Below are 20,652 nucleotides of genomic sequence, written 5' to 3' on the forward strand. Positions count from 1 at the left end.
CGGCCAGCCAAGCGCCGGTTCCGAGGAGCAGGAGGAAACCGTCCCCGATGCGGAGATGTAGTCGACGCATCGCCCGGTTCGAAGCCCGTAGTTCAAGGTGTTCACTAGGATCAACCCGCAGATCAGGATCCACGCCCTCTTGGATCGGGGCGCCTCGTCGACCGTCATGAGCGAATCCTATGGCGCAGGGCGGATGAGTCCCTCAAGCCGTGCCGCTTAGGGATCGGTTAAGGCACCACGTGGAATCGTTCGAGGACCACCAAAGCCTCGTCCGTTAATTCGAACTCGGCTCCGAGTTCCTCTGCCATAGCTGCCGAGGACCAAAACTGAATGTGTCCAGCCCGCCACTGCGCCACGGATTCGAATCCCTCGCCCTCCGCCACCGCGTGTTCCAGGGAAACATCGGCCAGACGAACAGTTTGCACTTGGGTCGTCTCGATCATGAACGCTTCTTTGCCTTCTGAGTCAATGACTATCCCCCGCTGACCGACCACGGGCAAAGGCTCGTTTCCAACCTCATACTCCCGCAGGAGAGATGTCGTCGTAGTCTTGGCCCCGGATCGAATTGCGGCGATCAGGGAATCTCGCAGCGGCCCGGGGAAAGCGAACTCGACGTGTGGCAGCTCAACGTTCATGTCATCAGTCAAGCACGCTTCTCACCCTGAATATGCAGCACTCTGCGGGGATACGTGGCAGTCCCGCCCGAGACACTGGACAATAAAACAGGCAAGCGGAAGAGCCCCGGATGAGGAACTGCACGAGCAGGGCCCAGGTTTCCCGGGGCAGGCCACACCCCAGCCCCCTCTGAGGAGAACCGCATGTACCGCAATTTCCGCATCACCGCCCCCGTGCTCACCGCCCTCGCGGGCGTTGCACTCATCGCCGGCTGCACCGCTGATCCGGAGCCGACGCCCGAGGAAACCCCCTCATCAACCAGCGCTGAAACACCGGAGAGCACGGCATCGGCCTCCCCGATAGGCTCCAGCGCCGCCGCGGCTCCAAGCGCCGCCGGGGCACCGATCACCCTGAGCCGGGATCAGGAACACAGAATCACGGAAGCGAACACCAGCGTCAGCATCACCTGCTCCGGCGGCGGGGACATCGACGTCGAGACCAATGGCGCCAGCGTGCGGACGACCGGTCAGTGTGAAGATATCGACGTCCACGGCAATGACAACTCAGTCAGCGGCGAGGATGCGGAAAGCCTCGACGTTGAGGGAAACAACAACAGTGCCAACCTCAGGAATGTGCCCGACATCGATGTGGAAGGGACCTCAAACTCCGTCGTCGTCGAGCAGACCGGTGACATCGATGTCGAAGGCGAGAACAACAGCATCACCTACACCTCCGGGGATCCCGTGATCGAATCCGAGGGCACGAACTCCGTCTCGGCCCAATGAAGGCGGGCGTGGGCACACGCTTCATTGCCCCTGCCGTGGACGCCAGCAACAGCCACCGCCCCGACGCGATCCGCACCGCCGTCGGCGGTCCGGCCCGCCGCTAGGCTGGGGCAATGGCAACAGTGATCCTCGTGCGGCACGGCCGCACCACCGCGAACGCCTCCGGGCTGCTGGCCGGCCGCACCCCCGGCGTCGAACTCGACCAGGTGGGCCGGGACCAGGCCGCCGCCACCGCGGACCGGCTCGCCGCAGTGCCCGTCGTCGGGGTGGTCTCCAGCCCCCTGGAACGCTGCCGGCAGACCGCGCAGTTCATCCTGGACCGCCAGTCCGGCACCCCGCACACACCGGTCGAGGAGGACATCACCGAGTGCGACTACGGCTCCTGGCAGGGCCGCACCCTCGAGGAACTTGCGAAGGAGGAGCTGTGGCGCACCGTGCAGGCCCAGCCCTCCGCCGTCGTCTTCCCCGGCGGCGAGTCCATGCCCGCGATGCAGGCCCGCTCGGTGGCGGCCATCCGCCGCCATGATGCGGCGTTCGAGGCCGAGCACGGGCGGGGCGCGGTGTGGGTGGCGGTGAGCCACGGCGACATCATCAAGTCCGTCCTGGCCGACGCGCTCGGCATGCACCTTGACCTGTTCCAGCGCATCGCCGTCGGGCCCGCCTCCGTGTCGGTGGTGACCTACGGCGCCCACCGCCCCACCGTCCACGCGACCAACACCGACGCCGGCGACCTGTCCTGGCTGGCGGCCAGCGCCGCGGCTCAGGACGCTCCGGTGGGCGGCGGCGCGGGACACGCAGCGCCGCCGGCCCGATGAGCCTAAAGTAGTCCTATGCCTACGACCGTTCATGAGTTCGACTGGCCTGACCGCGTCGTCATCGGGACCGTCGGCGTCCCGGGGCAGCGCACGTTCTACCTGCAGGCGCGCGACGGGAAGCGGCTGATCAGCGTCGTCCTGGAGAAGCAACAGTCGGCCCAGCTCGCCGAGGGGATCGACGAGATCCTCGACCAGCTGATGACCGTCGACGGCAATCCCTTCAGCGTTCCGGCGAACACTCCCCTGGAGCTGGTCGACAACGACGACCTCGAGGCTGTGGAGGAACAGTTCCGCACCGGCGTCATGAGCCTGGGCTGGGACCCGACGACGGCGCAGATCGTCATCGAGGCCTACCCCCTGCCCGAGGAGGATGAGGACGACGACGGCGCCCCCGAGGACGGCGCCCTCGGCGAGGGCGAGGATCCCGACGTCCCCGAGATGCTGCTGGTGCGGATGCCGGTGGGCACCGCCCGGGCGTTCGCGAAGCGCACCCGCGAGGTGGTGGGCGCCGGGCGGCCGATCTGCGTGATCTGCGGCCAGCCGATGGACCCCGACGGGCACACCTGCACCCTGCCCGAGCCCTGATGCCGGCCCCGGACCTGGTCACCGCGGAGCTGGCGCTCACCGGCCGGCTCACGACGGCGTCGAACGCCACCTTCCTGGGCGGCATCGGCGACGCGTCCGTGGTGTACAAGCCGATCGCGGGCGAGCAGCCGCTGTGGGACTTTCCCGACGGGTGCCTGGCGCACCGGGAGGTGGCCGCCTATCTGGTCTCGGAGGCCCTGGGCTGGAACATTGTGCCGCGCACCTGGCTGCGGGACGGACCGTTCGGTGAAGGCATGGTGCAGCTCTGGCAGGAGACCGACCCGGAGCAGGCCGCGGTGGACCTGGTGGCGGCGGATGACGTGCCGGACACGGGCTGGAAGCAGGTCCTGGAGGGGCAAGACGAGCGCGGGCGGATCGTCGCCCTGATTCATGAAGACACCCCGGCGCTGCGCCGGATGGCGGTGTTCGACGTTCTGGTCAACAACGCCGACCGCAAGGGCGACCACGTCCTGCCCATGCCCGGCGGACACCGGTACGGCGTGGACCACGGGCTCACGTTCCACGGCGAGCACAAGCTCCGCACCGTGCTGTGGGGCTGGATCGGCGAGGAGCTGAGCGCCGAGGAACTCGACGGCATCGACCGGCTGACCGGCGCACTGCAGGGGAAGCTGGGCGAGCAGCTGGCCGATCTGCTTACCGGTGAGGAACTCGCCGCCCTGGCTGCCCGCTGCACCCGGCTGCGCCGGATGGGCCGCTTTCCGGGACCCAGGGGCGGCATGCCCGCGGTGCCCTGGCCGCTGTTCTAGGACTCTAGGAACCTGCCTCCAGGCCGGCCGGGCCGGAAGGCGGCTGAACGGAGATGCGGAGGCCGCCGTCGGGCCGCCCGTTGATGCTCAGGGATCCGTCGTGAGCCTGGACGATGCTCTTCGGGCTGGTGGCGCTGCTTGGCCCCTGGCGGGAGACGATGGCTTTCGGGCAGATCAACATCCTGCTCTTCGGCCTGATCATGGTTGACTTCCTCACCCGGCGGGCCGGCTGGCCCACGGGGCTGCTGACCGGGCTGGCGGCGGGGATCAAGCTCACGCCGTTGGTGTTCGGCTGGTATTTCCTGGTCCGCGGCGACTGGCACGGGCTGCGGAACATGGCGGCCGGATTCCTGATGAGCGGCGGGCTCCGCTTCCTGCTGCTTCCGGCGGAGTCGCGGACCTACTGGCTGGAGATGCTGCCGGATACCTCTCGGATCGGCGGTGCTGGATACGTGGACAACCTGAACATCACCGGCGCGATCCTGCACTTTGCCGGGCCGGACTTTCCGGTGGACCTGCCGTGGCTGGTGCTCTCGTGCAGCTGCGGGTTCTTTGTCACCCTGCACCGCAGGTCACGGCGCGGACTCCACCACGGAGGCGCGCACCGCCCCCCACCTGAATCGCCCGTTCCGGCGGGAACGCTGGCGCCGTCCTCCAGCAGGACGTTCTGCTCACCGATGACGAGCCCAGAGTCTAGACAACCTTCAACTCCAGTGATTTGGAGCGGATGAACGCACAATCTCTCAACGAGGAGGAGATCTCGCTCTTCTGCCATACAGGACGCGGGAGTGAACCGACTTCCACTGTTGACGACCGGAGGTCCAGTTTTCACTTTCGGTGGTGTGCTTCTTAGCTCGTTCCTGGCAACTTGGATTGCTTAGCCCCTAAGGGCCGGAACGTGAACGCCTGGAACCTAGTTGTCGGGCTCTGCGCAGGACGCAGATCATCTGGGTGATCTGCGGTCAGCCAATCGACCCGATGGGCACATTTGCACCTTCCCAGGCCTAATTGCCCACACCGCCCTGGTCACCGGCGACCTCAAGCTCACCAGCCACCTCACGACGGCAATCAACGCCACCTTCCTGGGCGGCATCGGCGATGCCGCAGTGGTCTACGAGCCGGTTGCCGGCGAGACGCCGCTGTGGGACTTTCCGGACGGATGCCTGACGCACCGGGAGGTCGCCGCTGCCCGGTCTCGGAAGCTCTCGCCCAATATATGGGGTTTAATATGTGTAGCTTCAGGCAATTTCGCTTCGAAGAACAACAAATCGACCTAGAGAGTTCGACTAAATGAAAACTCATCTCGGCCCCACGCGGCCCGCGAAGTTCATCGGGGCCAGTCTCCTGGCCGGATCGGTATTCGCTGCCCTCACTGGTTGTGCGTCCGCAAGCCCCGCTGCCCTTGGGGACGGCGCCGAGGGTGCGGCCAGCTCGCCAGCCGCAGTTAGTACATATGAGTTCAAAACCCCCGCCTATGGGACTAAGGACACTATGAAGATCCAGATTCCACAGGACCTTATTGAGGTGGCCCCAGAGGCCAAGAACGCGCTCATCACCTCAGTCACCGCCACTGCTCGAACGTTGAACTCCGCAAAATACTGTGCCGTTGATCTGACAGTCACCTATGCCGACGGCGCCGTGGACGAGTTAAAAAAACCGCGTAAAGATGCTGACGGAAGTACCGATGATGACACCAGACCCGTGGAGGAACGGGTCGCTAGATCTCTAACAGGTCTACCTTACACAAGCCTCCAGGGCACCCTTGTAGGTGGAGTTGCCAGTTCAATAAGTGACCTTGACGAGTCCGACCCTAAGTATGGGTTTTACGCCTCCGACGACTTTAAGACTATAACGAAGGTCCAGAGGTGCGCCGCATCGCCGATGGAGGACAGCAAATCATACATGGACAATACTGTCCATGTATTCAACTTTCCCCATATCGCATCGATCGGCATGACGGTAATGAAGGATGGCACCCTGACCATCGTGAGCAGCACAATTGAGGGCTACAAGCTCGATTCAAATGGCAGCTGGCTCGCTGAGTAGACGGGATCAAGTGAGGTAATCGGCCACGTCACCAGGAGCATCGGGTCCGTGCGACGCACGGTGAAGAGCCGCTCGTCCTTGGCGTCTTCGAGCGCGGTGTCGCCGGCCATCATGAGGACGGCGACGCCGCGCTGTTCGATGGCCGTGCGCATGGCGACCTCCAGCAGCCGCGGCATCTGCTCTGCGCTGAGGACCATTTCGCAGAAGACCGTGCAGTCGCGGAACAGTTCGGTGGGCCGGGTCTCCTGAAAGTACTGGCTGCCGATCTCGTCGCTCGGAATGTGCGAGGCGATCGCGAGCACGGGAACGCGGCTGCGGTGCGCGTCGTAGAGTCCGTTGATCAGGTGCATGTTGCCGGGCCCGCAGCTGCCCGCGCAGACCGCGAGTTCGCCCGTCAGCGCGGCCTCGCCGGCGGCGGCGAACGCGGCCTCCTCTTCGTGCCGGGTGAGCATCCATTCGATGCCCTTCTCCCGGCGGATGGCCTCGGGCACCGCGTTCAGGGAATTGCCGGGGACGCCCCAGATCCGCTGGATCCCGTTGGCGGCGAGGTTCCGGACGACGGTCTCCGCCATCGTGGGCATGCTGCTCCTCTGTTCGGCGCTCGGGCGGCGCCGTCAGTCGAAGCTGCGGGAGCGTGAGTGTAAGAGGTGTGGAGCCTGGTCCTGCCGTAAGGGCCCGCGGTGTGCGGCTCTCCTCTGGGACTCGAGCCAAGTGAGCCGTGCGAGACAGGCCATACAACTCTTGGAGCCCTCGCTAGGCGCTGAATCTACTACCGAGGTCCGATCCGACGGTCCCGGCCCGACCGCCCCAGCGGGAGGGTCTGCATAGATGTCCCATTTAGGGATCCCCACCGCGACACCTCAAGCCTCCGTCGCTGTCAGGCATGGCGAAGTGGGACCAATTTACGGGCGGCGCCCCCGTGGGGAGTCGGGTAGCATCCATCGAGATCCTGCTTGCAGAGAGGAAAGGGAATGGCTGGCGCACAGGCCTTCGGTCGCGAAATAGAGTAAGCCAGCCAAGATGCGATCAATGAAACGCGAAAGGTAAGGACATGAAAGCTCGAGCCGCGACCCTCGGATCTGTGGGAACAGCAATTATTGTCGCCGGGCTTGCAATGCTGCTCGGATCAGGAGCCTCTACTCTTCTCTGCGTATTTGGCGTATTGGCCGTGGTGGTTGGGGTCATCGCTTTCGGCGCAGGTCTCGCTCTCCATGTCCGAGCTCTCAAACAAGCCAGCCGAATTGAGGCCAACGTCCCGTAAGCTCACCCCTAAGCGGGACACCGTCTACGGCACCTTCTCTCGAAGCGCTCCCGCCGTGAGCGCAACTCGCTTCCATACCGACGAAGGATCCTCAAGCAGTAGAAGATGGTGCATTGGTTAACTTATCCAGTTGCTTCATAAGCGCCGCCTTAATTGCATTCAACACTGGCAACCACCTGTCAGCCCACTCCAAGTTGTCGGCACCGTCGGCCTGTTCTCGCATGAGGTTCTGCAAATTGGACTTGTTTCGGTCCTTCACTACAAAGGGTTCGACCGCGCCAACGGAATCAACTGAGAAGGAATCGAACCAGCCCGGATGTTTCTCATATGCCTCTGCAAGCCAGGAATCAGGGAACAGGCCTTCCACCGCATAGCCAGCTCTAATCGAGACAAAGTGGATGTTTGGCTGGAATTGGACGTTCTTCTGGCCAAAATACTGCTGCAGATTTTGACGGCTTCTATGGCCCGCTTCATCGCCATCGAAGACCGAGACCAGAGCCCGTTCCGCGCTGATGGGCTCGAAGACGGCCCTTAGGAAACCCTCGAGTTGCTTCACACCCCCGAAATCATCAATGTAGCTCTGTCGAATCAGTGGGTAACCTTCAACACCACCGCATCGTTCGGCGGCCCATACAAGCAGCTCGGCATCAGACGGACCTTCTACAAAGATGTTGGTTTGTCCCAAATTGTAGTAGTCGGAAAACTGGACGCCCAAAGCATCCCGGATGCGGCCAGTGGCGTCGCGGTGAGTGGCGAAGCTGGAAACGACCGTTCGATTATGTGCGTCTAGATCCACTCCTTGGATCCGCTGAAGGTCGGGCGGGACAAATGAAAGGGAGTGGGTTGTCAGCACGACAAGGGAGTGTTGGGCGAGGGTGTCAAGAAGCTCCTGGCATGACTTTGACAGTTCGGGATGTAGGTAAGATTCGGGCTCCTCAATGAGCCAGATTGGGACATACCCAGCTGCTTGCTCTTGCTGCGTAATCCACACAAAAGAAGCAAAGAGGGCGGTGGACTGTATACCTTGTCCCTTCTCTCCGATAGGAGTGCGCTGCGGATCCGATAGCAACAGTTCAAATCCGGTTAGCAAACGCGAACCGGATGTACCTTGTAGCGAGAACGCGGCACGAATCTGGCCCAGTCCTACAGCCTCGAGCTGGTCGTTCAGGCTATCTGAAACCTGACCTAGAGCTTGCTGAATGCCCTTCAGATGTGGCTCGATGGCGTCTGCGGCGATCTCTGCGAGGAACGGTTGAAGTAAGTCTTGGTAGAGGCGTGAGGTGCTCTTGGCAGAGGGCACAAAGTGACACCGGAATGTACTCATAAGGATTTCCACAAGCTGCTTTTGCTTGCGGCTAAACGCAGGTCGATCCGCTTCGTTAGGCACTTTGGTGTTTGCAAACACCCTGTAAACGGGCGTGTTATTCGCACCTGCGAAGTAGAGGTTGACGCTGAACGACTCCGATTCTCGCTTAGTGCCGACAATCTCGTGAAGATCGTTTAGAAGCGATTCAACCTCTTTATCTCTAGGATGACCATCTAGTTCGAACGACGCCACCAGACTTGTACGTTGCGACCCAGCTCCGAAAGTGAGGTCGACTTCCTTGTCATAGCCAGCCTCGTTCTCATATCCCGTGAAGAAGAGCTGGACGCTCCTAAGCAGATTTGTCTTTCCGCTATTGTTCGGACCCACCAGGGTGGTCCCAGAGTTCAGACGTATGGTCTGTTCGCTCGCGATCGTCCGATAGTTCCTTACCCTTAGCTCAGTGAGCTTCATTAGTCCTCCTACAAGTGCCTTTCTCCCATTCCACGGCACGGTGGGAGTCCTTCGAATAGCTACCTTAGCTGCACCGGCACACCCTACATATTCACAACCGCCACGAAATGTGGAACTCGACACCTAGGGGTGCTGTCCCGTAAGCCGGTCCTCCAGCGCAGCATCTCGGCCGTACCTCCAGCCCAACCTATTCCCCTGTCAATTTCCATACCCGCCTGCACTGCTGGCCGCCTGTTCTCGCAGTTGTGCAGACGAGTGTTGGGCACTGGTTTTTCCGCACTCCTCTGCACTAACGTCGTTGTTGCTTACTACTCCTCTGCACACCAAGGGAGGTAGCGGAGTGGGTGAAAAATCTGCACACGTTCGTGAGCCGGGCACGTTGACTATGCCAGATGCTCTGTGGGACAGGACGAAGTCAACGTCGGCGGTGATCACGCCCTTGGCAGCGCAAGCGGTCGTCGGCAGGGCGGCAGTTGATGCAGCCGCACTGGCGTTGGGCATATCGAATCGCCAGGTCTACGTGCTGATCAAACGCCATCGCGCCGGGTCTGGGTTGCTGACGGATTTGGCCCCGGGCCGCTCCTCTGGAGGGAAAGGAACGGCGCGTCTGTTGGACGAGGTCGAAGACCTCGTCCGCGAGATCGTGCGGAAGCAGTTCCTGACCCGGCAGAAGCGGACCTTGGCAGCGGTGTATCGCGACATCGCTGCAGCGTGCCGCGAACGACAGCTCCCTGTCCCGGCCCGGAACACGGTCGAGCGGCGAATCCGGGCACTGAATCCAGTTGAGGTAGGCCGGCGCAGGGGTGGTGCCAATGCGGTACGGCCGTTGCAGTCAGCTGGGGACGAGGTGCCGGCGGTCGGCACAGTTTTGGAACAGGTGCAGGTCGATCACACGGTCATTGACGTCATCGTCGTGGACGAACGGGACCGCCAGCCGATCGGCCGCCCATATCTGACTGTCGCGATCGATGTCTACAGCCGATGCATTATTGGCATGGTCGTGACTCTGGAGGCTCCCTCGGCAGTGTCGGTCGGGCTGTGCCTGGCGCATGCCAGCACTGACAAAAGGCCATGGCTTGAAAGTTTGGCTATTGAGGCGCAGTGGCCCATGAGCGGGAAGCCGAGGCAGCTGCACCTGGATAACGCCAGCGAATTCAAGAGCGAGGCGCTCCGGCGAGGATGCGAACAACACGGTATCGAGCTGGCCTACCGCCCGCCGGGCCGGCCTCACTATGGCGGGATCGTGGAACGGGTGATTGGCACCGCGATGCAGCAAATCCATGAACTCCCCGGAACCACCTTTTCCAATCCCGTTGAACGGGGCCGGTATGACTCGGACCGGAAGGCGGCGCTGACGCTGCGAGAGCTGGAGAAATGGATGACCCTCGCCATGACCAGCTACCACGGCACCATCCACAGCACCTTGGCGCAGACTCCCACCGGTCGGTGGGCAGAAGGAGTGGCCGCCCAGGGGCTGCCGGCGGTTGCCTCGAACCCGACAGCGTTCCTGGTTGACTTCCTTCCCGTCGTGCGCCGCACCCTGACGCGGACGGGATTCGTCATCGACCACGTCCACTATTTCTCGAATGCGCTGAAGCCGTGGATCAGCCGGCGCGACAGGCTTGGACCGTTTCTGATCCGTCGGGACCCCCGGGACATCAGCCGAATCTGGGTGCTGGAACCAGAGGGGGTTCATTATGTGGAGGTTCCTTACCGGACGATGGCGAACCCGTCTGTGAGCCTATGGGAGCACAGGCATGCCTTGGCGCGGCTACACGAGCGAGGCATAGCGCAAGTGGATGAGGCGGCATTGTTCCGCACGATCGAGCAGATGCGAGAGATCGCGACTACTGCGTCGAAAACCACGCGTCGCATGCGACGCGACGCCGAGCGCCGCAATGTAGCGACGACGCGGCGCGCCGGGATGCCAGCCCCTTCACTCCCGCTGGAAGCCCCTGCTGATCAGGCGCCGGAAACGGTCTCGGACGCGGCCAGAGTGGCGCGATTCGATCAGATCGAGCAGTGGTGACCATGCGCGAGTACGAGGCACCCGAGTTGTCCCACCTGCACCCGAGCATGCGGGACGCGGCCCGTTTGCCTGCGAACGAACGGGTTGAACTGATCCGGGCCGACCGATGGATCGGCTACCCACGCGCGGTGGAGGCGGTGGCCCGTCTGGAGACCCTGCTGTGCTGGCCGGACAAACAGCGAATGCCGAACCTGTTGTTGATCGGGCCGACGAACAATGGCAAGTCGATGATCGTGGAAAAGTTTCGCCGGGGGCACCCGCCTGTGACCGAGGCAAACCGGGAAAACACTCCGGTGTTGTGCGTGCAGATGCCGTCCGAGCCGTCCGTGTTGCGCTTCTACATCGCGCTCCTGGCAGCGCTGGGTGCGCCTCTTCAGCCACGCCGGCGTCTGGCTGACGTGGAGCAGATCTCGCTGAAGCTGCTGCGTTCAACGGGAGTGCGGATGCTTGTCATCGACGAGCTGCACAATGTCCTCGCCGGACAGGGCAACAGCCGCCGGGAGTTCCTCAACGTCCTGCGATTCCTGGGCAACGAGCTGCGCATGCCGATCATCGGCGTCGGAACACGGGAAGCGTATCTTGCGGTCAGATCCGATGATCAGTTGGAGAACAGGTTCGAACCCATCGTCCTTCCCCTGTGGAATATGGGTGAGGACACCCTGTCGTTGTTGGCCAGCTTCGCCGTCGCCCTGCCGCTGCAGCGCCCCTCGGACATCGCCACCTCCGATATGGCGCAGTATTTGCTAACCCGAAGCGAGGGAACCATTGGCGAACTCACCCGCCTCTTGACGACCGCGGCGATCGCCGCCGTTGAAAGCGGGGAAGAACGCATCAATCGCCGCACCCTGGCCATGGCCGACTATGCAGGACCCGCCGAACGGCGGCGCTTGTTCGAACGCGAACTAATTTGAGACCGCCGGAACGCTGGCCCCTGCACCCGGCTCCAGTGGAAATGGAATCGTTGTCTTCTTGGCTGCGGCGGATTGCCTCCAGCTATGACATGCACTCCTACGAGCTCCTCGAACACGGACTTGGCCAAAGGGAACTGAGCGACCCCGAGCTGGATCTGAACCCGCCGACGGATCTGCTTGAAGAGCTCGCCAAGCGCACCGGTCTTGATCAACACCGAGTGAATGCCATGACCATGGCCGGATGGGTGCCATGGCTCGTTGACAGCCTCAGCCCTGCGCCCGGCGCTTACGAAACCTATGTGCACCAGCTCTCCGTGCTCCTGCCACCGAAGCGGCGCAATATCTACGCCCCGCAGAAGTGGGTGCCATGGCTGTCGGCCACCGGGGCGCGGCGGGGATGCCCGGACTGCCTGGCATCAAGCCCGGCCATACTGCTCTTCTGGCAATTGCCGCTCATGACCAGCTGCCTGGTACACGGGCACCGGCTCGAAACCTACGAAGGACACCCTCCTGATTTCAATCTGTGGGCAACTCCCGCCCATGACCAGCGGCCGCTGCCGGAGTCGCTGTCCCTCATGGACCGGCGCACGTGGCAGGCGATAACCACTGGCTCCGTGGACCTGCCCCGATATCCGGTTCACGCCGGCATCTGGTTCCGGCTGCTGCGGACCATCCTGGACGAACTCACCACAGCCCTGGGACGATATGGCCGGCAACTGGACGACGTGCGTCATGTCTGGGAACACTGCGGTCACCCGTTCAGGGCCGGCCTGTATTCGTGGCAGCCGTTCGAGACCCTCCACTGGCCCATCCAGCAGCAGCTGCTCGAAGCGGCCGCCGCCGCGATGGAACTGATTGAAGCCGGCTCACTGACCGCGCTGGGAACCTCCGCCTACCTCCTGCGCCCGGAACCGAACCCCCGGATCAGCGACGGAACCCCGCGTGGACCACTGACAGCAACCGCTCAAGAGAAGCCGACCCTCGATGAGCTCTGGAAGCAGGCAACGGATGCACTGGAAGTCTGCATCGCAGCAGCCAAAGAAGACCCAGTCGTCGCGCAGCAGCTCTACGATTTCGCACGGTACGGATGCAGAAGTGAAGAATCCGTGCGCAGTCTCCGGCAAACCTTCGCCGAGCTTCACCTGCCGTTCGGCTTCTTGTCACAAACAGAAAATCAGTAACCCTTTGCATGACTTAGAATAAATAACGCGTTAAGTGACATATTCCGATTCCGGGCCGATCTGGAATCAGACTGTCACTTAAACGAACGTATAAATGATGAGGGGTGACGGCTGTGCTCGTTGGATATATGCGCGTCTCAAAGACGGACGGGTCACAGACTACGGACCTGCAGCGCGACGCACTCCTGGCCGCCGGCGTCGGCGCCGACTCCCTCTACGACGAACGTGCCTCCGGGAAGAAGGACGACAGACCCGAGCTGGCTGCCTGCCTCAAGGCCTTGCGCCACGGCGACACCCTCATAGTCTGGAAACTGGACCGGCCCGGCCGGGACCTGCGCCACCTGGTCAACATCGTCCACGACCTCACCGAACGAGGCATCGGACTCAAAGTCCTCACCGGCCAGGGTGCGGCCATCGACACCACCACCGCTTCCGGGAAGCTTGTCTTCGGGATCTTCGCCGCCCTGGCCGAATTTGAACGCGAACTCATCTCCGAACGCACCCTGGCCGGGCTCGCCTCCGCCCGGGCCCGCGGCCGTAACGGCGGACGCCCCTACAAGATGACCCCGGCGAAACTCAGGCTCGCCATGGCGTCCATGGGCAAACCAGGAACCAGGGTCAGCGACCTCTGTGCCGAACTCGGCGTCACCCGCCAAACCCTCTACCGCCACGTCTCGCCCACCGGGGAACTGCGCCCCGACGGTGAAAAGCTCCTCTCACGGTAGTGCGTCCGTTTGTCGCACCCGCACCGGGCAGTTTCTCAGGCGGGTCATACGGGAATCATCCGGAGCCGTCATGACACGGGTCTCCTAAATCAGCAGCAAGGCCACGGGGACGGCCGGTAGGCGACCGGCTTGCGGGCGCGGGTCGCGGCGCTTTAACCGAACCTACTTCGGTCAGTCTTGTCCTGGCACACAGTAGGGTGAAGCACTATGCCGATTACCTTCACACGCATTGATCCCATTGGAACCGATCGCGAACCGCTCATATCCTTCATGATGCGCAACGAATTTCCTTTTCACATTTGGCCGCACCCCACTCGCGAGATTGTGGGGACCGCCATCCGTGAAGGGGCCTATCGCAATGACGACAATGACTCCTACTGGATTGACCACAGCGAGCACGGCCGCATCGGCTTCTTCCGGTTCGAAGACCTCAGTGAGAACACGCCGCTGTTCGATCTTCGCCTCGATGCACCATTCCGCAAGCGTGCCCTTGGAACGGAAGTATTGCGCGCTGCTACACAGCATGTCTTCATGACCATGCCAGCAGTCAACCGGTTTGAGGGACAGACCAGGGAGGACAACGTCGCCATGCGCAAAACGTTCCTCCGCTGCGGTTGGGTCAAAGAAGCTCATTACCGTGAGTCTTGGCCAAACGAGGAGGGCACACTGCTTGCTTCAATCGCCTACGCCATTCTTCGACGTGACTGGGAGACCGGAAAGACTACACATCTGATCTGGGACGACCTCAGCGTGTAAATGCCCCACATGCGCACCCATGAGAACGGAGAACGCGCGACGCATGGAAATTGACTTGCGAACACCAGGCATAGACGAGCTCGGCGGAATCTCTCGCGCGTTGAGGGCTTGGCAGCATGACAGCGGACCCTTACATCTGCATCCGGGCGATTTGGGCTGGTACTCGCTGCGTGGAGCGGCTGCCACTGCCGCTGCGACGCGGGTGTGGTCGCACTGTGGCACGGCTCTAGCGATCGCGCTTGTCGACGGCCCGCAGCTGCTGCGGTTTGCCATGGATCCGGCGCTGCACAAGGACGAATCTCTCGCCCGCCGCATCGTCGACGATGTCCGTGAGCCGGCGACGGGCGCCCTCGCCGCAGGAAGCGCAACCATCGAGGCGCGCGGCGCATCGGCTCTTTCCACGCAACTCGAAAAAGAGGGGTGGCTACCCGACGAGCCGTGGACGCCACTCCGGTGTGATCTGACCGCACCAGTCGACGTTACTGGTCTCCGCGTCGAGACCGTCGAACCGGATTCCACCGATGAGTGGGTGGCCGTTCACTGGTCGGCCTTCCGTGGAACGCCCATGCCGGAGGAGCGGGCTCACAACTTTATGCGCGGATGGGAGGCAGCAGCGGAGGGACCGTTCTTTGGCTCCTCGCGCATCCTGGCGCTCTACGGCGGCAGCGATGCAGTCGCCGTCGCAGCGGTGTGGTCCGCAGGCGTGGGGCGTCCCGGTCTCATCGAGCCGATGGGCGTGCATCAGGACCACCGTGGTCGCGGCTACGGAACGAAGATGACGCGTGCAGCCGCGGCAGCGCTTCGCGAGATGGGCTCATCGAGCGCCGCAGTCTGCGCAGAGAGATCCAACGTCGGAGCTGTGTCCACTTACCTGGCGGCTGGCTTCACTGCGCATCCCGAGGTCACCGACTGGCGTCGCGCTTCGTGAAGTTTTCACGAAGGTCTTCGCGCAGCGCTGGATCGACACAAGCTGACCGGGACGCCGTCCCGTTGTGGGATCCCTTAGCGTGCGATCAGGTGAGAGCTTCTTCATCGGTTAGTTGATCGTGCTCGACGTTTGCGTTTCGGAACTTGGAGAACAGCAGCATCGAGGCTGACAGCAACATGACTCCGGCGGCGGCCCAGAGGGCGATGGAGGAACTTGTGATGGTGGCAACGAAGCCTCCGAGGGGTGCGCCAAGGACGATCATTCCCCGGTTCATAGAGCGTCTGGTGGCACTCATTCTTGCGATGAGTTTGTCTGGCGTTACAGCCTGCCAGTAACCCATCTCCAGAGGGCCCTCAAAGCCCATCGACATCCAGAAAAGGAACTGTCCTCCCACGGCGACGGCGAAAGCGGCCCAGAGCGGTGTCGGCCAGGCAGCAGGCGATCCGTAGGCCTGATCAGTCAGTGGACCGTATGCGGCAGCAACCAGCGGAGAAAAGGCGATCAGCGCAAGCGCTGCCGGTTGGATGAGTCGAGCAGTAACGATCGTTCTACCGGTACCCCACCGCTGCCCTATACGTATTGAGATGAGGGTTCCCACGACGGAACCGATTCCTGCACCAGTGAGAACCAGACCGAGTCCCAGCGCACCGATTCTCAGGTCATTCAGTACCAGTGCCGGAAGGACTGCCCCCATCATCGCGGAGCCGATAAACCAGGCGTGGCTGGACCAAGCTAATGGTCCGAGCCGAGGGTGGCGGTAGATCCAGCGCAAACCCTCGCCTACCTTGCGACGCACTCCTCGGATGGCGGTTGCCATTACGTCATACCTAAGAGGTCTTCGCTGAGTCCGGGTCCATCGGCTGGGAAACGGCTAGGCCTTGCAGCAGGAAGTCGACGATTTCCTCGCCGAAGTTGTTGAGTTCGGCCTTCAGGTCGCGCTGCAGCTCGGTGGTCCATACATCAAGGAGTGACTCGACGAGTGAGACCGCGATGTTGAGCGGCATCCGTCGGAAGATGCGGGCATCCATACCAGTGGAGAGGATGCGCCGCAGCAGCGCGGAGTCCTCCTCGGCGCCGGTGAGATAAAGAGGCGTTCCGTTCTCGGTACGGTGCGAGACGACAATCTCGATTCCAGCGGTGATCTCTTCGCGGTGCGAGTCGGCGTAGTCGAGATAGGCGCGCGCGTAGGCGCGGAGCTGCGCGGGGGGATCCGGCTCCGCGTGCACCGCAGGTGCAATCGCTTCGTACTGGCGGCCGAACACTTCGTCGACGACGCAGAGCAGCAGCGATTCTTTTGACGCGAAGTAGTAGACGATCGCGCTCTTCCCGACGCCGGCACGCACCGCAATCTCAGAGAGGGACGCCCGGTGGTATCCGATTTCGTTTACGGTCGTGATTGCGGCGCGGATGATTTGTGCGCGGCGCGCCATCCCGGTGAAGGTGCGCACGGGATATTCAGGGGATGTCACGTTTCCATTATCGTCGGCCGGCGGGGAAGACGTGCCCAATGAACTCGTCGAGCACGCCGGGTGCGGCTTGCGAGGCGAGTCCCACGGCACGGTCTGCAGGCACATCCGGAATTTCGTACGTCGACCATCCGGCTGCCGTCATCGCCGAGACGGTGGCTAGCCCCAGCCTGCGCTGTAGCACCGACTGCCGCACCGCGATCGTGCTCACCGCGTCGCGCCGCAGCGCTGAGGTGGTGCGGCTGAAGAGTCCGGAGCGCACCACGAGGTACCTGCCAGCGATCGTGTGGCCAAGTGCCCGATAGGCGACGACCGCGGCGAGAAGTGCGAGCGGCCATGCTGCGGCGGCAGCCCAGGGCGCCCAGGCGGGTATCAACCCGGCGAGGGCGGGTGCGAACAGAACTGCGGGGGCCACGGCAGACGCCACTGAAGCCCACCAGAGGCGACGCCGGAGCGCGGTGCGAGGGTGCGCCGCCAGCGGTGCGTCGAAAGGATTTTCCCGGCCGAAGATTCTCCCGGTTACGCCGCGGGCAACTGTGATCGGGCCGCGGGGAAGGATTGCGGTTGGTTCCTCGGGGTCCCACACGTTGAGTCCTGTGGTGATGACATTGGTGTCAGCCATCCCGATCCACCTCCAAAGGACAGGCTCACCGATGGAGAGACCGCGCATCCGGGCTTCGTCGCGGATGACTTCGCGCGTGCTCAGCAGTCCGCGGCGGGTGCGGAGATGGGAGTGGTTCCCCGCTCGAACCCGTGAAAGCTCAAACCTTCCATAGCCGAGGAGGAAGCTGACTCCGAGCCCCAGGGCTCCCAGCATTCCGGAGCCCGCGAGCACTAGAAGCGTGATGCCGGCCCACCCCATTGCATCCCAATCAGTCAGGCCGGTGACGAAGCCGATGGCATCCACGCCAAAGGTCGAGACGAACCAGAACCCGCCCCAGAGTAGGCCGGCCGCCATGACATAGGACCAGATGCTGAACATGTTGTAGACGACCCACCAAGGACGAAAGGTGGCGAGTACCTCGACGGATTCGATGTCCTCGCCGATTCCGGGAGGCTGGGTCTGCCCGCTCCCTATCGGGGCATGTCCGTGCTCCTCCACGGCGTTGTACGCACCAGCGGTCGATGCCGCGGTGACAAGTGAGGCGGCGAGGCCGGAGGGGAGAAGGCGTTCCCTAAGAGTAGTGGCATCCGTGGATGTCAGCGCGTCTAGGACGAGTGCCGATTCTCCTGCACCGGACTGCTGCCCCGCACCGATCGTGACGATGCGCAGGCCGGCAACCCGGTGCCGCAGCTTTGTAGCCGTGTCGACGCTGCGTACCCGGTCACGATGAAGGATACGGTGGCGGCGAAGCAACACCCCGGTTCGCTGCTCGATGTCGGTTGGAGTGACGCGGTAGGTCGTGAAGGCCCAGCGCAGGATATCGCTGACCGCACGGGTGGTGCCCGCAACGGCCACGAAGGCAAGAGGCCAGAGTGTGTCGAGGGAGGGATCGGCGTCGAAGACCCAGATCGCGGCAGCGCCTGGAAGCAGCGAGAGCAGACTTACGACGACGTCGACCCACACAACACGGAGGCTGAGGCGCTGCCAGGGCGTTTCGGCAGCGGACGTCGCTGTCATGTCGCATCGCCTTCGGAGAGCTCGGCTATGTAAGCGAGGCGCCCAGCGGCTTCTTCAGCGGTGCGGCGGTCGAGGCCGCGGATGTTGATGGCACCGGAGGAGGAAGCTGTTGTCACCCGCAGCGTGGCCAGGCCGAAGAGTTGCTCGAGAGGCCCACGCACGGCGTCGACGGTCTGGATGCGTGAGGTCGGTGCTACGCGCCACTCGGTGACGAGCCAACCCGTGGATGCGTATGTGGCCCGATCCGTAACTTCCCAGCGATGCACCCGGTAGCGCCACCATGGTTCGACGCCCGCTTTAGCGGCGAGGACCAGAGTCATGCCCACAATCGGCGTAGCGAGCCACGCCCGTGCGGGATCCCAAAGGACCACACCCGCGATTAGGGCCGTAAGTGGGATTCCGCAGAAGAGCAGGTTCCGGACCATCCACCACACCGGTGCCCGCCGGTCGACCTGTAGGCCCGGCGGGCGTATCTTCAGATCGGTTGTCTCGACTTTGTCGATGTCCGTCATGCTCCGAGCTTAGTCCGATCGGTCGAAGAGTCAACCGATCGGTCGAAACGGGCTGTTGTTCGGTGCGCAAGGAACCCTCCCCAGACCATCGCAACGACGTGATCAAAGGGCGCACACCTGCCGTTGTTGAAGGAGTGAGCCTAGGCTGTCCCGCTCGGGGATCCTAAATCGCAACGGCCTGGCGCCGCTTCCTTGCGAGAGTAGACGTGAGGGGGAACCGGCTGCCGGGTGCTTACAGGGCTTGGTGCCTTTGGGTCCTGCTCGCTTGGCTGGCTTTGAGGCGAGCCTTCTTTTGCCGGTTGCCGCATGTGTTCATATCGCACCATTTGCGCGTGCGGCTTTGGCTCGTATCTAGGAAAACAGCCCGACAGGTAGCGGAGACGCAGATGGCCAGTTTTCCGTCGCGGTCACCAGCGATAATGCTGATCGCATCCGCTGCGATCAGGCTCAGAGCGTCCGCAACGCCGCTCGTTGCGCTGAGCCGCCAGGAGCGTTTTCCGTCGGCCGCCAGTAAGGCTGAAGGGCTGCCCTGACTGCTGAAACCGTTAATGATGCTAACAGCAGATTCGGGGATAGCTGCGGCCCGAGCTGCGGTCGCCGTCGCGGCGGCGTGAATCGATTCCCTGAGCTCATGAGCATGAGCGAGGTCTTCAGTGGTGCAGTTCTGCACGGTAAGGCCGTTGGTTGCAAGCCAGTCCTGGAGCCGCTCTGGCGTAGGAATGCGCTCAACGGAGTCACCGTAACGCTCCGTTAAGGTCCCCGTGAACCTGGTTGTCAGCACGTTTCCAGGGCGGAAGTCGGGGAGTTTGGTGAGCATGAGAACCACCTTAGCCGGTTGCAACTTGTTGAGACAGACTGATAGAACCGTCTAAGCCGGTTCGCGCGGAACTAATTTGTTCCCCTCAACCGCAAGGGAGCGAGGTGGGACATGGTGGACGTCGGCGTTCTGCCTGGCTTCGTTGCCCTCATTCTTCTCTTTCTGATCCCACCCGGGCCGGACATGGCGTACATGCTTGCTGTGGGTCTCCAAGCTGGTAAGCGCTCCGCGGTAAAAGCGATTCTCGGCATTGGAACAGGTATGGCAATTTACGCAGCAGCGGTGGTCATCGGCGTGGGAAAGATAGCCCAGTCCCACCCTTTGATTCTGATCGCGGTGAAGGTGTTCGGTGCGTTCTATTTGCTGAGACTCGCATACGTGACGATCCGCACCGCACGCCACACTACCGGCGGTGCTCCCAGCGTTTCGGCTGGGCGGCCGTACGTTCGAGGGATGTTGGTCAGCCTTACCAATCCGAAACTGCTGCTTTTCTTTCTAGCCGTCCTTCCCCAGTTCATTGGCAGTGCGGAGAACGCTGAGCTGCAGCTCGCGATGCTAGGGGTCATCAACGTGGTGTTTGAAGTGGTGCTTTACGGAGCTCTCGGCGTGCTGGCCGGTGTCTTTCATGAACGTTTTGGCGGCTCACGACGGACCGATGCCGTGCTGAGCTACGCCGCTGGTCTCGTTTATGCGGGACTGGCAGCCGTTGTTTTGGCAGATGTAGTCGAAGGATTCGGCCCCTGATACCCGAGCTTCCAAGCCTCGGATAGAGGCAGCACCGGCGTGCCGGAACCTCGCTGCTCACTGCAGCGCTTGGCACGAGCCGAGATTGGAATTAGGCGTCCCACTCTAGGATCCCCAACGGGCGGGCTGTGCAGACCACTTTTGACATTCTGTGCAGACGACTTCGGAAACTGACATCCCCGCAGAGCTGCTCAGATCGAGTATTCGCAGATACCCCGCCCGATTTAGTGCCCGGTGAAGGTAGCTCAACTGCAGCAGCCCAAAGCACGCACGTTGGCGCCTGCGGCTGGCGTAAAGGAAGAGAGCAGGCA

At 62.6% G+C, this 20,652-nt stretch carries 20 protein-coding genes and 2 pseudogenes; 14 read left to right on the forward strand and 8 right to left on the reverse strand.

The features are described 5' to 3' along the window. Positions 1-227: 227 nt before the first annotated feature. The gene (locus tag AC5RUW_RS13960) at positions 228-635 is read right to left on the reverse strand and encodes an ASCH domain-containing protein (protein ID WP_494161235.1); all 408 of its coding nucleotides are present in this window, start codon (positions 633-635) and stop codon (positions 228-230) included. Between the two features lie 183 nt (positions 636-818). On the opposite strand from AC5RUW_RS13960, the gene AC5RUW_RS13965 reads away from it, so the two are divergent. The 7 genes and pseudogenes from AC5RUW_RS13965 (at position 819) to AC5RUW_RS13995 (ending at position 5,613) form a co-directional block, all read left to right on the forward strand. Continuing rightward, entirely contained in the window at positions 819-1,400 is a 582-nt protein-coding gene (locus AC5RUW_RS13965; protein ID WP_494161236.1) for a DUF3060 domain-containing protein, read from the forward strand. A gap of 113 nt (positions 1,401-1,513) precedes the next feature. Further along, positions 1,514-2,215 (forward strand): MSMEG_4193 family putative phosphomutase, encoded by a 702-nt coding sequence (locus tag AC5RUW_RS13970; protein ID WP_494161237.1) that lies wholly within the window; start codon positions 1,514-1,516, stop codon positions 2,213-2,215. A gap of 15 nt (positions 2,216-2,230) precedes the next feature. Continuing rightward, on the forward strand, positions 2,231-2,800 hold the full coding sequence (locus AC5RUW_RS13975; RefSeq protein ID WP_494161238.1) for a DUF3090 domain-containing protein: 570 nt from the start codon (positions 2,231-2,233) through the stop codon (positions 2,798-2,800). Next, positions 2,800-3,567 (forward strand): SCO1664 family protein, encoded by a 768-nt coding sequence (locus AC5RUW_RS13980; protein WP_494161239.1) that lies wholly within the window; start codon positions 2,800-2,802, stop codon positions 3,565-3,567. The genes AC5RUW_RS13975 and AC5RUW_RS13980 overlap by 1 nt, the downstream gene beginning before the upstream one ends. Before the next feature lie 113 nt (positions 3,568-3,680). Next, positions 3,681-4,298 (forward strand): glycosyltransferase family 87 protein, encoded by a 618-nt coding sequence (locus AC5RUW_RS13985; protein ID WP_494161240.1) that lies wholly within the window; start codon positions 3,681-3,683, stop codon positions 4,296-4,298. Between the two features lie 276 nt (positions 4,299-4,574). Next, positions 4,575-4,754: pseudogene (locus tag AC5RUW_RS13990) on the forward strand (SCO1664 family protein); the annotation flags it as partial. 304 nt (positions 4,755-5,058) lie between these two features. Next, positions 5,059-5,613 carry a hypothetical protein gene (locus AC5RUW_RS13995; RefSeq protein WP_494161241.1) on the forward strand — a complete coding sequence of 185 codons (555 nt, stop codon included), beginning with the start codon at positions 5,059-5,061 and terminating at the stop codon, positions 5,611-5,613. Positions 5,614-5,663: 50 nt separating this feature from the next. Here AC5RUW_RS13995 and AC5RUW_RS14000 read toward each other — a convergent pair. Next, positions 5,664-6,194, reverse strand: a pseudogene (locus AC5RUW_RS14000) (thiamine pyrophosphate-binding protein); the annotation flags it as partial. Between the two features lie 771 nt (positions 6,195-6,965). Beyond that, entirely contained in the window at positions 6,966-8,651 is a 1,686-nt protein-coding gene (locus AC5RUW_RS14005) for an ATP-dependent nuclease (protein WP_494161242.1), read from the reverse strand. 340 nt (positions 8,652-8,991) lie between these two features. Here AC5RUW_RS14005 and AC5RUW_RS14010 point away from each other — a divergent pair, with 340 nt between their 5' ends. The 6 genes from AC5RUW_RS14010 to AC5RUW_RS14035 all read left to right on the forward strand — a co-directional run bounded on the left by AC5RUW_RS14010 (position 8,992) and on the right by AC5RUW_RS14035 (position 15,181). Continuing rightward, positions 8,992-10,680 (forward strand): TnsB C-terminal domain-containing protein, encoded by a 1,689-nt coding sequence (locus AC5RUW_RS14010; protein ID WP_494161243.1) that lies wholly within the window; start codon positions 8,992-8,994, stop codon positions 10,678-10,680. Between the two features lie 2 nt (positions 10,681-10,682). Next, the gene (locus AC5RUW_RS14015) at positions 10,683-11,591 is read left to right on the forward strand and encodes a TniB family NTP-binding protein (RefSeq protein ID WP_494161244.1); all 909 of its coding nucleotides are present in this window, start codon (positions 10,683-10,685) and stop codon (positions 11,589-11,591) included. Next, positions 11,588-12,772: a TniQ family protein gene (locus AC5RUW_RS14020; RefSeq protein ID WP_494161245.1), complete on the forward strand. Its 1,185-nt coding sequence runs from the start codon at positions 11,588-11,590 to the stop codon at positions 12,770-12,772. The genes AC5RUW_RS14015 and AC5RUW_RS14020 overlap by 4 nt, the downstream gene beginning before the upstream one ends. Positions 12,773-12,885: 113 nt before the next feature. Beyond that, positions 12,886-13,497: a recombinase family protein gene (locus AC5RUW_RS14025; protein ID WP_494161246.1), complete on the forward strand. Its 612-nt coding sequence runs from the start codon at positions 12,886-12,888 to the stop codon at positions 13,495-13,497. Positions 13,498-13,704: 207 nt separating this feature from the next. Then, positions 13,705-14,253, forward strand: a complete 549-nt coding sequence (locus AC5RUW_RS14030; protein ID WP_494161247.1) for a GNAT family N-acetyltransferase — start codon at positions 13,705-13,707, stop codon at positions 14,251-14,253. 43 nt (positions 14,254-14,296) lie between these two features. Further along, the gene (locus AC5RUW_RS14035) at positions 14,297-15,181 is read left to right on the forward strand and encodes a GNAT family N-acetyltransferase (RefSeq protein ID WP_494161248.1); all 885 of its coding nucleotides are present in this window, start codon (positions 14,297-14,299) and stop codon (positions 15,179-15,181) included. Positions 15,182-15,266: 85 nt separating this feature from the next. On the opposite strand, the gene AC5RUW_RS14040 is transcribed toward AC5RUW_RS14035, so the two are convergent. From AC5RUW_RS14040 to AC5RUW_RS14060, 5 genes are all read right to left on the reverse strand, one after another. Continuing rightward, complete coding sequence (locus AC5RUW_RS14040) at positions 15,267-15,998, reverse strand: MFS transporter (protein WP_494161249.1); 732 nt, start codon at positions 15,996-15,998, stop codon at positions 15,267-15,269. Positions 15,999-16,008: 10 nt separating this feature from the next. Next, complete coding sequence (locus tag AC5RUW_RS14045; RefSeq protein ID WP_494161250.1) at positions 16,009-16,650, reverse strand: TetR/AcrR family transcriptional regulator; 642 nt, start codon at positions 16,648-16,650, stop codon at positions 16,009-16,011. A gap of 7 nt (positions 16,651-16,657) precedes the next feature. Beyond that, on the reverse strand, positions 16,658-18,268 hold the full coding sequence (locus AC5RUW_RS14050) for a PH domain-containing protein (RefSeq protein ID WP_494161251.1): 1,611 nt from the start codon (positions 18,266-18,268) through the stop codon (positions 16,658-16,660). Further along, the gene (locus AC5RUW_RS14055) at positions 18,265-18,780 is read right to left on the reverse strand and encodes a PH domain-containing protein (protein WP_494161252.1); all 516 of its coding nucleotides are present in this window, start codon (positions 18,778-18,780) and stop codon (positions 18,265-18,267) included. The genes AC5RUW_RS14050 and AC5RUW_RS14055 overlap by 4 nt, the downstream gene beginning before the upstream one ends. A 232-nt stretch (positions 18,781-19,012) precedes the next feature. Further along, positions 19,013-19,597, reverse strand: coding sequence for a CGNR zinc finger domain-containing protein (locus AC5RUW_RS14060; RefSeq protein ID WP_494161253.1), 585 nt, complete (start codon positions 19,595-19,597; stop codon positions 19,013-19,015). A 111-nt stretch (positions 19,598-19,708) separates the two neighbouring features. On the opposite strand from AC5RUW_RS14060, the gene AC5RUW_RS14065 reads away from it, so the two are divergent. Next, a complete protein-coding gene (locus AC5RUW_RS14065; RefSeq protein WP_494161254.1) occupies positions 19,709-20,341 on the forward strand; it encodes a LysE family translocator in 633 nt (210 codons plus the stop codon). Positions 20,342-20,652 lie beyond the last annotated feature (311 nt).

It is taken from the genome of Arthrobacter sp. Y3222053 (genome assembly GCF_059092805.1).

Bases quoted from the DNA above. Each gene is read 5' to 3' on its own strand.
- AC5RUW_RS13980 (WP_494161239.1), top strand. From the start codon at position 2,800: ATGCCGGCCCCGGACCTGGTCACCGCGGAGCTGGCGCTCACCGGCCGG.
- AC5RUW_RS14050 (WP_494161251.1), bottom strand. From the start codon at position 18,268: ATGACAGCGACGTCCGCTGCCGAAACGCCCTGGCAGCGCCTCAGCCTC.
- AC5RUW_RS13960 (WP_494161235.1), bottom strand. From the start codon at position 635: ATGAACGTTGAGCTGCCACACGTCGAGTTCGCTTTCCCCGGGCCGCTG.
- AC5RUW_RS13995 (WP_494161241.1), top strand. From the start codon at position 5,059: ATGAAGATCCAGATTCCACAGGACCTTATTGAGGTGGCCCCAGAGGCC.
- AC5RUW_RS14005 (WP_494161242.1), bottom strand. From the start codon at position 8,651: ATGAAGCTCACTGAGCTAAGGGTAAGGAACTATCGGACGATCGCGAGC.
- AC5RUW_RS13985 (WP_494161240.1), top strand. From the start codon at position 3,681: ATGCTCTTCGGGCTGGTGGCGCTGCTTGGCCCCTGGCGGGAGACGATG.
- AC5RUW_RS14030 (WP_494161247.1), top strand. From the start codon at position 13,705: ATGCCGATTACCTTCACACGCATTGATCCCATTGGAACCGATCGCGAA.
- AC5RUW_RS14015 (WP_494161244.1), top strand. From the start codon at position 10,683: ATGCGCGAGTACGAGGCACCCGAGTTGTCCCACCTGCACCCGAGCATG.
- AC5RUW_RS13975 (WP_494161238.1), top strand. From the start codon at position 2,231: ATGCCTACGACCGTTCATGAGTTCGACTGGCCTGACCGCGTCGTCATC.
- AC5RUW_RS13965 (WP_494161236.1), top strand. From the start codon at position 819: ATGTACCGCAATTTCCGCATCACCGCCCCCGTGCTCACCGCCCTCGCG.
- AC5RUW_RS13970 (WP_494161237.1), top strand. From the start codon at position 1,514: ATGGCAACAGTGATCCTCGTGCGGCACGGCCGCACCACCGCGAACGCC.
- AC5RUW_RS14060 (WP_494161253.1), bottom strand. From the start codon at position 19,597: ATGCTCACCAAACTCCCCGACTTCCGCCCTGGAAACGTGCTGACAACC.
- AC5RUW_RS14065 (WP_494161254.1), top strand. From the start codon at position 19,709: ATGGTGGACGTCGGCGTTCTGCCTGGCTTCGTTGCCCTCATTCTTCTC.
- AC5RUW_RS14055 (WP_494161252.1), bottom strand. From the start codon at position 18,780: ATGACGGACATCGACAAAGTCGAGACAACCGATCTGAAGATACGCCCG.
- AC5RUW_RS14035 (WP_494161248.1), top strand. From the start codon at position 14,297: ATGGAAATTGACTTGCGAACACCAGGCATAGACGAGCTCGGCGGAATC.
- AC5RUW_RS14040 (WP_494161249.1), bottom strand. From the start codon at position 15,998: ATGGCAACCGCCATCCGAGGAGTGCGTCGCAAGGTAGGCGAGGGTTTG.